This is a genomic window from Planomonospora alba (assembly GCF_039534085.1).
GTDB lineage: Bacteria > Actinomycetota > Actinomycetes > Streptosporangiales > Streptosporangiaceae > Planomonospora_B > Planomonospora_B alba.
On sequence record NZ_BAAAUT010000023.1, the window covers coordinates 55,325 to 70,325 of the forward strand.

10 protein-coding genes are annotated in these 15,001 nt (G+C 74.2%); 8 read left to right on the forward strand and 2 right to left on the reverse strand.

Going from position 1 to position 15,001, the window contains the following annotated elements; genetic code table 11:
• The first annotated feature begins 71 nt into the window (after positions 1-71).
• The gene (locus tag ABD823_RS15725) at positions 72-1,694 is read left to right on the forward strand and encodes a glycoside hydrolase family 13 protein (RefSeq protein ID WP_344860161.1); all 1,623 of its coding nucleotides are present in this window, start codon (positions 72-74) and stop codon (positions 1,692-1,694) included.
• Positions 1,695-1,748: 54 nt separating this feature from the next.
• Here ABD823_RS15725 and ABD823_RS15730 read toward each other — a convergent pair whose 3' ends face one another.
• On the reverse strand, positions 1,749-2,810 hold the full coding sequence (locus ABD823_RS15730; RefSeq protein ID WP_344860163.1) for a LacI family DNA-binding transcriptional regulator: 1,062 nt from the start codon (positions 2,808-2,810) through the stop codon (positions 1,749-1,751).
• A gap of 292 nt (positions 2,811-3,102) precedes the next feature.
• Between ABD823_RS15730 and ABD823_RS15735 the strand changes: the two genes are divergently transcribed.
• Complete coding sequence (locus ABD823_RS15735; protein ID WP_344860164.1) at positions 3,103-6,591, forward strand: discoidin domain-containing protein; 3,489 nt, start codon at positions 3,103-3,105, stop codon at positions 6,589-6,591.
• 180 nt (positions 6,592-6,771) lie between these two features.
• Positions 6,772-8,721: a DNA helicase RecQ gene (recQ, locus tag ABD823_RS15740; protein WP_344860166.1), complete on the forward strand. Its 1,950-nt coding sequence runs from the start codon at positions 6,772-6,774 to the stop codon at positions 8,719-8,721.
• 62 nt (positions 8,722-8,783) lie between these two features.
• On the opposite strand, the gene ABD823_RS15745 is transcribed toward recQ, so the two are convergent.
• The gene (locus tag ABD823_RS15745) at positions 8,784-9,488 is read right to left on the reverse strand and encodes a thermonuclease family protein (protein ID WP_344860168.1); all 705 of its coding nucleotides are present in this window, start codon (positions 9,486-9,488) and stop codon (positions 8,784-8,786) included.
• A 495-nt stretch (positions 9,489-9,983) separates the two neighbouring features.
• Between ABD823_RS15745 and ABD823_RS15750 the strand changes: the two genes are divergently transcribed.
• The 5 genes from ABD823_RS15750 to ABD823_RS15770 all read left to right on the forward strand — a co-directional run bounded on the left by ABD823_RS15750 (position 9,984) and on the right by ABD823_RS15770 (position 14,866).
• Positions 9,984-10,331, forward strand: coding sequence for a hypothetical protein (locus tag ABD823_RS15750; protein ID WP_344860170.1), 348 nt, complete (start codon positions 9,984-9,986; stop codon positions 10,329-10,331).
• Between the two features lie 234 nt (positions 10,332-10,565).
• Entirely contained in the window at positions 10,566-11,465 is a 900-nt protein-coding gene (locus tag ABD823_RS15755) for a sulfotransferase family protein (RefSeq protein ID WP_344860171.1), read from the forward strand.
• Positions 11,462-12,640 (forward strand): glycosyltransferase family 4 protein, encoded by a 1,179-nt coding sequence (locus ABD823_RS15760; RefSeq protein WP_344860173.1) that lies wholly within the window; start codon positions 11,462-11,464, stop codon positions 12,638-12,640. The genes ABD823_RS15755 and ABD823_RS15760 overlap by 4 nt, the downstream gene beginning before the upstream one ends.
• A 650-nt stretch (positions 12,641-13,290) precedes the next feature.
• Positions 13,291-13,437: a hypothetical protein gene (locus tag ABD823_RS15765; protein ID WP_344860175.1), complete on the forward strand. Its 147-nt coding sequence runs from the start codon at positions 13,291-13,293 to the stop codon at positions 13,435-13,437.
• 163 nt (positions 13,438-13,600) lie between these two features.
• Entirely contained in the window at positions 13,601-14,866 is a 1,266-nt protein-coding gene (locus ABD823_RS15770) for a hypothetical protein (RefSeq protein ID WP_344860177.1), read from the forward strand.
• Positions 14,867-15,001: the final 135 nt, after the last annotated feature.

Below are 15,001 nucleotides of genomic sequence, written 5' to 3' on the forward strand. Positions count from 1 at the left end.
CCGATCCACGCCCCGATCCACGCCCCGGCCCGCGTCCCGACCGGGATCCGACCGCAAGGAGCCACCGCCGCATGACCCGCAGCGCCGTACCGGGCACGACCCCGGCCCCCGCCCCGCAGGCCCCCCGCACGGCCCCGGATCCCGGGCCGTGGTGGCGCAGTGCCGCGATCTACCAGGTCTACCTGCGCAGTTTCGCCGACGGCAACGGCGACGGGATCGGCGACCTGGCGGGGCTGCGGGCCCGCCTGCCGTACCTGGCGGACCTCGGGGTCGACGCCGTCTGGCTCAACCCCTGGTACCCCTCGCCGATGGCCGACGGCGGCTACGACGTGGCCGACTACCGCGACATCGACCCCGTCTTCGGCACGCTCGCCGAGGCGGAGAAGTTCATCGAGGAGGCCCACTCCCTCGGCATCCGCACGATCATCGACGTCGTCCCCAACCACGGCTCCGTCGAGCAGGAGTGGTTCCGCCAGGCGCTGGCGGCCGGGCCCGGCTCGCCGGAGCGCGAGCGCTTCTGGTTCCGGGACGGCCGCGGCGACCTGCCGCCCAACGACTGGCGGTCCATCTTCGGCGGCCCCGCCTGGACCCGGGTGCCGGACGGGCAGTGGTACCTGCACCTGTTCGATCCCGGCCAGCCCGACTTCAACTGGGACAACCCCGAGGTCGTCGCGGAGTTCCACGACATCCTGCGCTTCTGGCTGGACCGGGGCGTCGACGGCGTCCGGGTCGACTCGGCCGCGCTGCCCGTCAAGGACCTCGCCGACCCCGCCGGGGCCGGCGGCGACCTCGACGGCGTGCACGAGATCTACCGGGGCTGGCGGCGGATCACCGACGCCTACGAGGGGCGGATCCTGATCGGCGAGGTGTGGCTGCCCGACCAGGAGCGCTTCGCCCGCTACCTGCGCCCCGACGAGATGCACACCGCCTTCAACTTCGACTTCCTGTCCCGCGCCTGGGACCCGGGCGAGCTGCGGGCCTCGATCGGGCTGACGCTGGACACCCACGGGCGGATCGGCGCCCCGCCGACCTGGGTGCTGTCCAACCACGACGTGCCCCGGCCGGTGACGCGGTACGGCCGGGCGGTCACCTCCTTCGACCACGGCGACCGCAGGGACGGCGCCCCCTGCGACCTCGCCCTCGGCGCGCGCAGGGCCAGGGCCGCGGCGCTGCTCGCCATGGCGCTGCCCGGGAGCGTCTACGTCTACCAGGGCGAGGAGCTGGGCCTGCCCGAGGTCGACGACATCCCCGGAGAGCTGCGCCAGGACCCGATCTGGACCCGGTCGGGGGGGACCGTGCCCGGCCGGGACGGCTGCCGGGTGCCGCTGCCCTGGTCGGGGCAGGAGCCCCCGTTCGGCTTCGGCGCGGGCGAGCCCTGGCTGCCGCAGCCGGCCTCCTGGAAGGACCTGACGGTCGAGGCGCAGGCCGCCGACCCCGGCTCCATGCTCGCCCTCTACCGGGAGGCGCTGCGCGTGCGCCGGGCCGAGCTCGGCGACGGCACCCTGCGCTGGCTGGAGTCGGAGCCCGGCGTGCTGGCCTTCGCCCGCGACTCCGGCCTCGTCTGCGTGGTCAACCTGGCCTCCGGCGCGGTACGGCTCCCGCCGCACGAGGGCGTCCTGCTGGCCAGCGGCCCGCTGGGCGGTGACGGGCTGCTCCCACCGGACACCGCCGTCTGGCTCCGGGCCGCCGCGTAGCGCGGCGCCCCTGCGGGGGCTCGGGCGCTGCGCGGGCGGCGCCCTCGGCGGGGCTCAGGCGCTGCGCGGGCGGGCGGCGCGGGCCCGGGGCGGCGCGGTGGAGCCGCGCACCACCAGCTCGGGCTCGAAGAGCAGCTCCTCGGCGGGCGTCACCGTGCCGTCGATCTGGTTGACGAGCAGCGTCACCGCGGTACGGCCCAGCGCCTCGATCGGCTGGCGGACCGTGGTCAGCGGCGGGTTCGTGCAGTTCATGAAGGCCGAGTCGTCGAAGCCGACGACGGAGACGTCCTCCGGCACGGACAGGCCGAGCCGCCGCGCGGCCCGCACGGCTCCCAGCGCCAGCACGTCGCCGGCGCAGATGATGCCGGTGACGCCGTTCCTGACCAGCCGGCTCGTCACCGCCTGGCTGCCCTCCAGGGAGAACAGGCTCCGCGCGACGTCCTCGGGCCCGACGGTCAGGCCGGCCTTGCCGGCCTCGGCCTGGAACGCCGCCAGCTTGCGCCGGGACGGCATGTGGTCCTCGGGACCCAGCACCATGCCGATCCGCTCGTGGCCGAGCGAGCGCAGGTGGCCGAAGGCCTGCTCCACGGCGACCTCGTCGTCGGTGGAGACGCGGGGGAAGTCGAGCCCCTCGGTCGCCGCGTTGACCAGGACGACCGGCAGCCCCAGCTCGCGCAGCCGGTGGTAGTGCTCGTGCGGGGCGTCGGCCTCCGCGTAGTGCCCGCCGGCGAAGACCATCCCGGAGACCTGCTGGTCGAGCAGGATCTCGACGTAGTCGGCCTCGGACAGGCCGCTGGCGGCGTAGGTGCACAGCACCGGGGAGAACCCGGCCTGGGCCAGCGCGCCGCCGACCACCTCGGCCAGCGCGGGGAAGATCGGGTTGCCCAGCTCGGGCAGCATCAGGCCGACGAGCCGGGCGCGCTCGCCGCGCAGCTGGGTCGGGCGCTCGTAGCCGAGCACGTCGAGCGCGGTCAGCACCGCCGCCCGGGTCGCCTCGGAGACGCCGGGCTTGCCGTTGAGCACCCGGCTGACCGTGGCCTCGCTGACGCCCACCTTCTTCGCGACCTCCGCGAGCCGGCGGGTCGTGGAGCGGCCGGAGGGCGGGGTTTCCGTCATGCGGCAAGCATACTGGCGGATCTTCGTCCGGAGCCTGCGGACGAGCGGGCGGCCATCGGCTTGTTGCGGCTCCCCAGGTGAGAGAGTCGTAATTCAGTCGTTATCTTTCATTATCAAGTCGAAATCTTGCAGAGTCCTGTCAAGGCTCTTATGGTGAGGCCAACCTGCCAGGCCGGCCGTACCGCTTCCCCGGATCCGGGGCCCGGGCCCCGACCGCACGCCGTCCCCCCGTCGCCTTCCGGCGGAGGAGACCCGCCCCCCTGACGTTCCGGACGACAGACAGAGGAACGCGATGAGAATCACGCACCTGGCGTCACGACTGGCCGCGGCGGTCACCGCGGCCGGCCTGCTCGCCTTCGGCGCGGTGGCCGCACCGGCGCAGGCCGCCGGGCCCGCCGCGGCCACCCGGCTCCCGGCCTCCGCCGCGCCGCCCGTACAGCCCCCCGTCCCCGCCGCGCCGCCCTCCCGCGCGGCGGCGACGACCGCTTCCGCCACGACCTCCGCCACGGTCTCCGCCGCGGTTCCCGCCGCGGTCTCCGCCGCGGACGGCCCCGACCTGGCCGCGGGGAAGCCGTTCACGGCCAGCAGCCACGCCGACGTCTACCAGGCACGCAACGCGGGTGACGGGAACCAGGCCACCTACTGGGAGAGCGCCAACCGCGCCTTCCCGCAGTGGATCCAGGTGGACCTCGGCGCCCCGGCCGCCGTCGACCGGCTCGTCCTGAAGCTGCCCGCAGGCTGGGAGGCCCGCACCCAGACCCTGAGCGTGCAGGGGAGCACGGACGGCTCCGCCTTCTCCACCCTCAAGGCGTCCGCGGCCTACGCCTTCGAGCCCGGCTCCGGCAACACGGTGACCATCCCCCTGGCCGCCGCCACCGTCCGCCACGTGCGGCTGCACGTCACCGCCAACACGGGCTGGCCCGCCGGGCAGCTGTCCGAGCTCGCGGTCCACGGACCCGCCCCGGACGACCCGCCGCCGGGCACACCGGCGAACCTCGCCGTCGGCAGGCCGATCACCGCCTCCTCCACGATCCACACCTACGCGGCCGCCAACGCCAACGACGACAAGGTGACGACCTACTGGGAGGGCGGCGCGGGCACCTACCCGAACACGCTCACCGTCGAGCTCGGCGCCGACGCCCGGATCTCCTCGGTCGTGCTGAGGCTCAACCCGGCGGGCGAGTGGGCCAGACGCACCCAGACCGTCCAGGTGCTCGGCCGCGGGCAGGGCGCCTCCGGCTTCACCGGCCTGGTCGCCGCGGCGGACTACACCTTCGACCCCGCCACCGGGAACACCGTGACGATCCCCGTCACCGCCACGGTCGCCGACGTGCGGCTGCGCATCACCGCCAACTCCGGGGCGACGGGCGGCCAGGTCGCCGAGTTCCAGGTCATGGGCGTCCCCGCCCCGAACCCGGACCTGACCGTCACCGGCATGGCGTGGACCCCGGCCGCCCCGGACGAGGACGACCCCGTCACGCTGACGGCCACGGTGAGGAACACCGGGACGGCCGCCTCCGGCGCCACGGACGTCGGCTTCTACCTGGGTGACACCAAGGTCGCCACCGCTCCCGTCGGAAGGCTGGAGGCCGGGGCGTCGGCGACCGTGGCGGCCGGCGCCGGCGCCCGCCCGGCCGGCACCCACCGGCTCGGTGCCAGGGTCGACGAGGCCGGAGCCGTCACCGAGCAGGACGAGTCCGACAACGCCTACACCCACCCGTCCTCGCTGGTCGTCACGCCCGTCCCCGGCTCCGACCTGGTCGCCTCCGCGGTGAGCTGGACGCCGGCCGCCCCCGCCGAGGGCGTGCCCGTGACCTTCAGCGTGGCGGTGAAGAACCAGGGCACCGCGGCCTCGGCCGGCGGCGCCCACGGCATCACGCTGACGGTCACCGACACCGCGACGGGCGCGGTCGTCCGCACGCTCACCGGCGCGCACACGGGCGTGATCGCCGCCGGCGCCACCACCGCCCCGGTCGCCCTGGGCACCTGGACCGCGGCCAACGGCGGCTACACCGTCAAGGTCGTGCTGGCCCACGACGCGAACGAGCCGCCGGCCAGACGGGAGGACAACACCAGCACGCACCGGCTCTTCGTCGGGCGCGGCGCGGACATGCCGTACGACATGTACGAGGCCGAGGACGCCGCCATCGGCGGCGGCGCGGCCGTCGTCGGCCCCAACCGGACCGTCGGCGACCTGGCGGGCGAGGCCTCCGGCCGCCGCGCGGTGACGCTGAACACCACCGGCAGCTACGTCGAGTTCACCACCCGCGCCAGCACCAACACCCTGGTGACCCGCTTCTCCATCCCGGACGCGCCCGGCGGCGGCGGGATCGACGCCACGCTCAACGTCTACGTCGACGGGACCTTCCTCAAGCCGATCAACCTGACCTCCAGGTATGCCTGGCTGTACGGCGACGAGGCGAGTCCCGGCAACTCGCCGGCCGCGGGCGGGCCGCGCCACATCTACGACGAGGCCAACCTGATGCTCGGCAGGACCGTCCCCGCCGGGAGCCGGATCAGGCTCCAGAAGGACCCGGCCAACACCACGACGTACGCGATCGACTTCATCGACACCGAGCAGGTCGCGCCGATCGCCAACCCCGACCCGGCGAGGTACGCCGTGCCCGCCGGCTTCACCCACCAGGACGTGCAGAACGCCCTCGACCGGGTCCGCATGGACACCACCGGCACCCTCACCGGCGTCTACCTGCCGCCGGGCGTCTACCGGACCGCGAGCAAGTTCCAGGTGTACGGCAAGGCCGTCGAGGTCGTCGGCGCCGGACCGTGGTACACGCAGTTCCACGCGCCGCAGGACCAGCAGAACACCGACATCGGCTTCCGCGCGGACGGCACCGCCCGGGGCTCGACGTTCGCGAACTTCGCCTACTTCGGCAACTACACCTCGCGCATCGACGGGCCGGGCAAGGTCTTCGACTTCGCGAACGTCTCCGACATCGTGATCGACAACATCTGGAACGAGCACATGGTCTGCCTCTACTGGGGCGCCAACACCGACCGGGTGACGATCAAGAACTCCCGCATCCGCAACATGTTCGCCGACGGCGTCAACATGACCAACGGCAGCACCGACAACCTGGTCAGCAACAACGAGGCCCGCGCGACCGGCGACGACAGCTTCGCGCTGTTCTCCGCCGTCGACGCCGGCGGATCCGACATGAAGGGCAACGTCTACGAGAACCTGACGTCCATACTGACCTGGCGGGCCGCCGGCGTCGCGGTCTACGGCGGGTACGACAACGTCTTCCGGAACATCCACATCGCCGACACGCTGGTCTACTCCGGCATCACCATCAGCTCGCTCGACTTCGGCTACCCGATGAACGGCTTCGGCGCCGACCCGCCCACCCGGTTCGAGAACATCTCGATCGTCCGCGCCGGCGGCCACTTCTGGGGCGCGCAGACCTTCCCCGCGATCTGGCTCTTCTCCGCCTCGAAGGCGTTCCAGGGCATCCGGGTGAGCGACGTGGACATCGTGGACCCGACCTACCACGGGATCATGTTCCAGACGAACTACGTGGGCGGGCGGCCGCAGAACCCGATCACCGACACCGTCTTCACGAACGTCTCGATCACCGGCGCCCGCAGGAGCGGGGACGCCTACGACGCCAAGTCCGGCTTCGGCATCTGGGCCAACGAGATGCCGGAGGCGGGGCAGGGGCCGGCGGTCGGCGCGGTGACGTTCCGCAACCTGAAGCTGAGCGGCAACGCCCAGGACATCAGGAACACCACCTCGACCTTCACGATCACCGTCAGACCGTAGGGGCCCGGACCCCGGGCCACGGGAGACCACCACCGGACCGCCCCGGCCTCGCCCGCGCCCGCCGCGCAGGGGCCCGGCCGGGGCTCCCCGGCCGTCCACAGGCTCCGCTCCGTCCCGGCCGCCGCCCACAGACCCCGCGCCGCCCGTTCCGGAGGGGCCGGTCCTCCCTAGAATGACGCGGTGACTTCCCCCGAGGACGCGGCGGTCTCCCCCGGGAGCGCCGCCGCACCCGAGAGCACCCCGCAGGCGGACGACGCGGTGCGCGTGCTGCGCCGCGTCTTCGGCTACGACTCCTTCCGGCAGGGCCAGCGCGAGATCATCGACCACGTGGTGGCCGGCGGCGACGCGCTCGTGCTCATGCCCACCGGCGGAGGCAAGTCGCTCTGCTACCAGATCCCGGCCCTGGTCAGGGAGGGCACCGGCGTCGTCGTCTCGCCGCTCATCGCGCTCATGCAGGACCAGGTGGACGCGGTGACGGCCCTCGGCGTGCGGGCCGGCTTCCTCAACTCCACGCAGGAGTGGGAGGAGCGCCGCCGGGTCGAGGCGGCCTTCCTGGCCGGAGAGCTCGACCTGCTCTACGTGGCGCCCGAGCGGCTGCGGACCGCCGCGACGCTGGACCTGCTCGCCCGGGGTGCGATCTCCCTGTTCGCCATCGACGAGGCGCACTGCGTCTCCCAGTGGGGACACGACTTCCGCCCCGACTACCTGGCCCTGTCCGCCCTGCAGCAGCGCTGGCCCGAGGTGCCGCGCGTCGCGCTGACCGCCACCGCGACCGAGGCCACCCGCGCCGAGATCGCCTCCCGGCTCGGCCTGGAGCGGGCCCGCCACTTCGTGGCGGGCTTCGACCGCCCCAACATCCAGTACCGCATCGCGCCGAAGAAGGAGCCCCGGCGGCAGCTGCTGAAGCTGCTGCGCACCGAGCACCCCGACGACGCCGGCATCGTCTACTGCCTGACGCGGGCCTCCGTGGAGAAGACCGCCGCCTTCCTGGCCGAGAACGGCGTCGAGGCGCTGCCGTACCACGCGGGGCTCGACGCGCGCACCCGCGCCGCCCACCAGGCGCGCTTCCTGCGCGAGGACGGCCTCGTCATGGTCGCCACCATCGCCTTCGGCATGGGGATCGACAAACCCGACGTGCGGTTCGTCGCCCATCTCGACCTGCCCAAGTCCATCGAGGGCTACTACCAGGAGACCGGGCGGGCCGGACGCGACGGCCTGCCCTCCACCGCCTGGATGGTCTACGGCCTCCAGGACGTCGTGCAGCACCGCCGGATGATCGACGCCTCCGAGGGCGGCGAGGAGCACCGCCGCCGGCTGGGCGCCCACCTCGACGCCATGCTGGCCCTGTGCGAGACGGTCGAGTGCCGCCGCGTGCACCTGCTCGACTACTTCGGCCAGCGCTCCGAGCCCTGCGGCAACTGCGACACCTGCCTGACCCCGCAGCAGACCTGGGACGGCACGGTCGCCGCCCAGAAGTTCCTGTCGGCGGTGTTCCGGCTCCGGCGCGAACGCGGGCAGAGCTTCGGCGCGGGCCACGTCATCGACATCCTGCTCGGCAGGCGGACCGAGAAGGTCGCCCAGCACGGCCACGCCTCCCTGACGGTGTTCGGCGTCGGCACGGAGCTGAACGAGTCGGAGTGGCGCTCCGTGGTGCGCCAGCTGCTGGCCCGGGGGCTGCTGGCCGTCCAGGGCGAGCACAACACGCTGGCGCTCACCGAGGCGAGCGGCGAGGTGCTGGCCCGGCGGCGCCAGGTGCCGCTCCGGCGCGACCCCGAGCGGGCGGCCCGGGCCGAGTCCGCGGCACGGGCCGCCGGATCCGGGGGAGCCGGGGGGGCGCGCCGGAGCGCCGCCGCCGACCTGCCCGAGGAGGCCGCGCAGGTCTTCGAGCGGCTGCGCGCCTGGCGGGGCGCCACCGCGCGGGAGCAGGGCGTGCCCGCTTACATGATCTTCCACGACGCGACCCTGCGCCAGATCGCGGTCGAGCTCCCGTCGTCCCTGGCCGCGCTGGGCGGGGTGAGCGGCGTCGGTGAGAGCAAGCTGGCGAAGTACGGCCGGCAGATCCTGGACGTCCTCGGCCCGGGGGAGCCCGGGGACGAGGACGGGGGCGTCCAGGACACGCTCGGTTTCTGAGGCCGCCGGGACCGGCGCCCGCGCCCTTGCGGGCACCGGGATGCGAGCCCCGGAGCCCGGCCTCAGCGTTCGCAGACGATCCCGTCGCGGTCGGCGTCGCGGTACCAGTCGTACTCCGGGTGGATCCCCCGCCGGTAGGGCCCGAACCCCGCCGCGATCGCCGCCCGGCAGGTGGGGAAGCGCGGGTCGGGACGCCAGCCAGGCAGCGCGAAGCCCGCCGGCTGCACCTCCACGGGCTGCGGCTCCACCCTGTCCGCGGGGCGGTCGCACCGGCCCGACCAGATCCGCAGCCGCTTCTTCCGCGCCCCGGCCTCCTCCCGGCGCATCGTCGTGATGTACCGGTCGTTCTTCCGGTAGAGCAGGGCCTTGGCGTACCCGTAGCGGATGAGGGTGCGGGCCACGGAGACGCCCCGGTGGTTGTAGACGTAGAACAGCCGCCGCCCGTAGTGGTCGTGGTGGTCCCGGTCCCGCAGCAGGTGGACGGTCCCGCCGACGGGCATGAGCCGGCGGGCGCGGTCCGTGGCGGCGTCGAACCAGCACCGGCCGTGCTCGGGGGTGTCGAGCCCCAGCAGGCGGACGCGGACCGCCCGCTTGCTCTTGCCGAGCCGCACCTCGATGGTGTCGCCGTCCACGACCCTGGTGACGACCGCCTTCCTGACGCCCCTCGGCAGGCCCGACAGCGGCGCGGCGGCGGCCGGGGGAGCGGTCACCGGGATGGTGGCGAGGGCGGCGAGGGCGGGCAGGGACAGGCGGAGAACGCGACGCACGGAGGACCTCTCACTCGCGGACGAAGGGCCGGGCACGGCGGACGGGTCGGGCACGGCGCACGGCGACCGATCCTGGAAACGCTGCAACCAGCCCCCCTAGCGGTCCCGGCGACCCGAACGCGGCGGAGGAGACCCGTCCTCCCCCCGGGGAGATCGCGTCTCCGGCCCCTTTGCGAGGGGTTCGTACCCCTGGGACTCACGGGGATAATCACGCCCGTGTGATTTGCCCGGTGAGACCGGCAGGACCGCCGCGGCGGCCGGCCAGGGCCCAACCGCGAGGTCGGCGGGGACCGCGGTCCCGCGCGGGCCGGGCGGGGACCGTTCCGGGAGGCCGGGTCCTGGGAGCCCGGTGGGTCCGGGGAGCCCGGGTGCCGGGGCTCGGGACGCGCGAGGCCGCCCTTCTGCCCCGGGGTCCTGCCGGTCGGCGTCCCGCCCCTTCTCCGGTGCGACGGCGCCCTCCCGCACGGCGGAGCGCACCTTCTCTCGGCCTGGAGGATGAACCCCGTCCCGGCGATCGCGGAGATCGCCCCGCTGAGGATCATCGCTCATTGGCCGCCGAGCCTGTGGCGGCCGACGGCCACGATGAGCTGCACGATCCCGGCGGTGATCGCCTACCTCGAACGTCGCTCCGCGCTCGAGCGGGACGGCATCGGTCAGGCGATCGAGCAGAGCGGTGGGGATGTCGACGCCGCCCTGCGGGTGCTCTTCGAGGCGGTCGGGGCCATCGCCTGCGCGCCCGGCTTCCGCGGCTGTCCCTTCATCGGCGCCGCCGCCGAACACTCCGATCCGGACAGCCCGGTCCGCAGGGCCGTCACCGGCGCCGGCGACCCGACCCGGAGGTGAGCCCGCCGACTCCGGCCGTGCCGCCCGACGCTGCGGGGGAGTGAACCGCCGGCTCCACCTCCCGCAGGGGTCACGGACGTGCCTCCGGAAGGCGCGCACGGCGGACGCCGACCGGGTCCGCGCGCCGGTCAGGCATTCCCGGCGCTGTCGCACCGGGTCTCGGCCATGCCCGCTGAGCATGTCCGGCGCGCGTTCTCAGTGAATTGCCAGGAACGGTGGGTAGCCTCCCGGAGCATGAACTGGCAGCGTACGGTCAACGACGCCCTGGTCAGGTTCACCGGGGTCCGGCTCCAGCGGGTCAGGGCGGGCACCGCCGCCGGGGCCGCCGGAACCGCCGCGGCGCCGGCCGCCGCTGGGGACGATCTCGTCCGGCCGCCCGCTGATCCGGAGACCGACCGGCTGCTCCGCGCGCCCGTCTTCATCCTCTCGCCCGTCCGGTCGGGCTCCACGCTGCTGCGGGCGATGCTGAACGCGCACTCGGCGCTGCACGCCCCGCACGAGCTGCACGTGCGCCGGCTGACCGTGGGCTTCGGCACGGGGCTGTCGAAGAAGGCGATGGCCGCGCTCGGGCACAACCAGGCCGACCTGGAGCATCTGCTCTGGGACCGGGTCCTCCACCGGGAGCTGGTGCGCAGCGGCAAGTCCTTCATCGTGGACAAGACCCCGGCCAACGCCTTCGCCTTCCAGCGGATCGCCACCTGCTGGCCCGACGCCCGCTTCGTCTTCCTGCTGCGCCATCCGGCCTCCATCGCCGCCTCCTGGCACGAGGCCGCCCCGGACCGGCGCACGCCGGAGGAGGCCGCGCTCGACGCCCTGCGCTACATGAAGGCGGTCCAGCGCGCGCGCAAGGCCCTGACCGGCCTGACCGTCCGCTACGAGGACCTGACCGCGGACCCGGAGGGGGAGACTCGGCGGATCTGCGACTTCCTGGCGCTGCCCTGGGAGGCGGGGATGCTCTCCTACGGGCCGCCGGAGGTGGTCGAGAAGGGGCTCGGCGACTGGAAGGACAAGATCCGGTCGGGCGCGGTGCAGCGGGGACGCGACCTGCCGAATCCGGAGACGGTCCCCGAGGTACTGAGACCGATATGTCGGAAATGGGGATACCTCCCTGAGGAAGAAGGGGGGAACCCGTGAGGATCCGCTACGTGCTTCTGCACGCCTACGGCATGGGCGGCACGATCCGCACCGTGATCAACCAGGCGAACGCGATGGCCGAGGCCGGCCACGAGGTCGAACTCGCCAGCGTCGTACGGCGCCGCGACACCCCCCAGTTCACCGTCGACCCCCGGGTCGCGCTCGTCGACCTGGTGGACCAGCGCGACGGGGCGCCGCCGGATTCGACCGTCCGCCGGGTCTGGCGCCGGCTGCGCGGCCGGATCGTCCCGCGCGGGGAGTTCGCCGCGCACTACTTCACCGAGCGCGTGGAGAAGGCCGTCATCGACTACGTCTCGGCGGTGGAGGACGGCGTCCTGGTGACCACCCGCCCGGCGCTCAACCTCATCTCCGCCCGCCGCGGCTCGAAGAACGCCGTGCGCATCGCCCAGGAGCACATGAACCTCGCCACCCATCCCGGCACCGTGCGGGCGGAGATCGCCCGCCACTACGGCAGGCTGGACGCGCTCGCCGTGCTCACCGGCACCGACCGCCGCGACTACCAGCGCCTGCTGCCCGGCACGCCGGTGGTGCGCATCCCCAACGCGGTCCCCGACCTCGCCGGCCGCCGGCCGGCCGCGCACGACACCCGGCTCGTGGTCGCCGCGGGGCGGTTGACCGCGCAGAAGGGCTTCGACCTGCTCGTCCAGGCGTTCGCCCGGGTCGTGCGCGACCACCCGGACTGGCGGTTGCGGATCTACGGCAGCGGCACGAAGAAGGCCGAGCTGCGCGCGCTCATCGACGAGCTGGGCGTCGGCGGGAACGTGGCCCTGATGGGCCGCACCGACCGGCTGCCGGACCGGCTGGCGGAGGCGTCGCTGTACGTGCTCAGCTCCCGTTTCGAGGGCCTGCCCATGGTGATGATCGAGGCCATGGCGCACGGGCTGCCGGTCGTGGCCTTCGACTGCCCGACCGGCCCCGCCGACGTGCTGACCGACGGGGTCGACGGGCTGCTCGTCCCCGCGGGGGACGTGGAGGCGCTCGCCGCGGGCATCGGCCGCCTCATCAGGGACGGGGAGCTGCGCCGCCGCATGGGGGCCGCGGCGCGGGAGACCGTACGGGACTACGCGCCGGACGCGGTGATGCCGCTCTGGGAGAACCTGTTCGCCGAGCACCTGGGGACCGGCGGGAGGGCCGGCGCGGACCTGGCGCGCTGACCGCCGTCCCGAGGACCGGTCCCCGCACCGGGCCTCCCGTCTCCGTGGCCCGGTGCGGCGTGCTGGCCTGTCGGGATCGAAAGGTCCGGGTTCGAGCCCCGGCGCGCCGGCGGTGAAAAAGCGAGCGGCGCGTGGTGTGAAGGCAGCACGTCGTGTGCCGCCGCCGATTCCGGCCTCGGGAGGGCCTGGCAATTCCATACGCACCTCCCGGTGCGACGACGGCGGCTACTCCAAGGTTCGACTCCTTGCGGCCCCAGGGGCCGCGGCCCGGCTCAGGCGGGCACACCGCCGCCACCCCGATCCCGGGAGGGGCACACGTCCGCGAGGGCGCGCCCGGTGCGCAGGTGAGGGCTACCTCCGATCTCAATGAGGTGGTGACCGGCCCGACTCCGTCCGGCCGCACCCACGAGGGCGCCCCCGGCTACGCGTGCGACGCCAAGGGCGAGAGCTGTTCCTGCTCGCGCTCTCGAACCTGGCCGGAGAGGACACCTTCTACGAGCGGGCCGGCGAGGTCGGCCACGGCACGCGGATCGCCGAGGTGGTCCGCGGGACCTACGCGGGCCACGACCGGGTGGTCATCCTGTCGGACATGCGGACGATGGGCGGCCACCGCGGCGGCGTGAGCGGGGCGGCGCCCGCGCACGCCGCCGATGTACGGCTTCAACCTGCAGGGGTACAGGCACGCGGCGATGCCGACCGGCTCGGGGAACCGCCACGAGTTCGGCGGCTTCTCCGGCGCGGCGTTCCGGCTCGTCCCGCCGCTGGAGGCCGGGCGGGACGCCGACTGGCCGTTCTGACCGGCGGGACCGGCCCACCGGGGCCGGAGCGCGCGTTCCCTCGGGGGCGCACCTCCTCTCACTTCCGTCACGGAGCGCGCACGCGTTTGGCGAAAAAATCGCACGCGTTCTGGAATGATCGGCTCGATACCCGTAGGAAAGCGATACTCACGGATCGTGGCCGATGCCCCTCATTGATCAAATAACCGCTTTCATCACCGAACGGCCGCTCGGCACGGCCGTCATCTGCCTCGCCGCCCTGGTGGCCCTCGCCCTGGGGTCCGTCGCCGTCCGCGCGGTCTCCCGCGTGGTGGTCCGCCTCTTCCAGCGCTACGTCGCCCCCCGCCCGGTGGAGGACGTGCTCACCATCGTCGCCGCGAGCATCGCGACCGGGGTGTCCGCGCAGGGCATGTGGCGCTTCTCCAGCGACGTGCTGGGCTTCGACGGCCCGCTGCGGCTGCTGCTGTTCGCGTTCATCGAGGTCGCCGTCATCACCAGCGCGGTGCGGGCCCGCCGGAACATGCGGGAGAACTTCTCGGCGGGCATCGACGGCGTCGCCGTGTGGGCGCTCACCTGCCTGACCGCGGTGCTGTCCAGCATGGACGCCCGCAGTCCCGCCGAGGCCGTCTTCCGCCTCTCGGCGCCGCTGGTGGCGGCCTGGCTGTGGGAGCGGGGCATGGCGATCGAGCGGCACCGCATCACCGGCCGGGCCCGCATCCACTGGCGGCTCACCCCTGAGCGCATGCTGGTCCGCGTCGGCCTGGCGGAGGTCAGCGACCGTACGGCCAGCGAGGTGGACGCCCACCGCAGGCTCACCCGTGTCGCGCTCGCCGCGAAGAAGGCCCGCGCGCTGCGCGAGGCCGGGGCCTCCGACCGGAAGATGCGCGCCGCGCTCGCCAAGCTGGACAAGGAGATGGACCGCGCGGTGGAGCACGCCGGGCTGGCGGTCGACCCGGCGCGGCAGGAGGCGCTGCTGTCGCAGATCGGCGCCCTCTACAACACCTCGGCGCTGATCGACCTGTCCCCGCCGGTGCCGTGGGCCCCCGAGCCGGAGCCCGGGGCGACGCGGGTCTCCCCGGCGCTGCCCGCCGGGGCCCGGCCCTCCGCGCCGGCCGACGATGACGACGACGAGGACGCCGAGGTGGTGGGCGCCGCCCCGATGCCGGCCGACCCGGCGCAGCGGGCGGCCCTGATGCGCGCGGCGCGGGAGTACTGGGACAGGCAGATCGAGCGCAGGTTCGTCCCCCGGGCGGCGGACATCGCCCACGAGACCGGCATGCCGCTGGCCACCGCCCGCGAGTGCCGCGCGCTGTGGAAGCTGGAGCCCCGCGCGCACGCCCTGATCGAGGCCGCGCAGAGCGAGCACGGCGGCGTCGACACCGGGACCTTCCCCGCCGTCGAGGTGCCGGAGCCCGCGCTGGCGGCGGGCGGCCCGTCCTCCGGTCGCTGACCCTCCTCCGGTCTCCGCGGGGGCGGCCGGTCCCGCTCCGGCTCGCCCGGCCGCCGATCCCTTCCTCCGGCCCGCACGGCAGGTGAGGGCCGGACCCGCCCGGGTAGGTAGAGGGGCCCGGCGGAGAATCGGAGG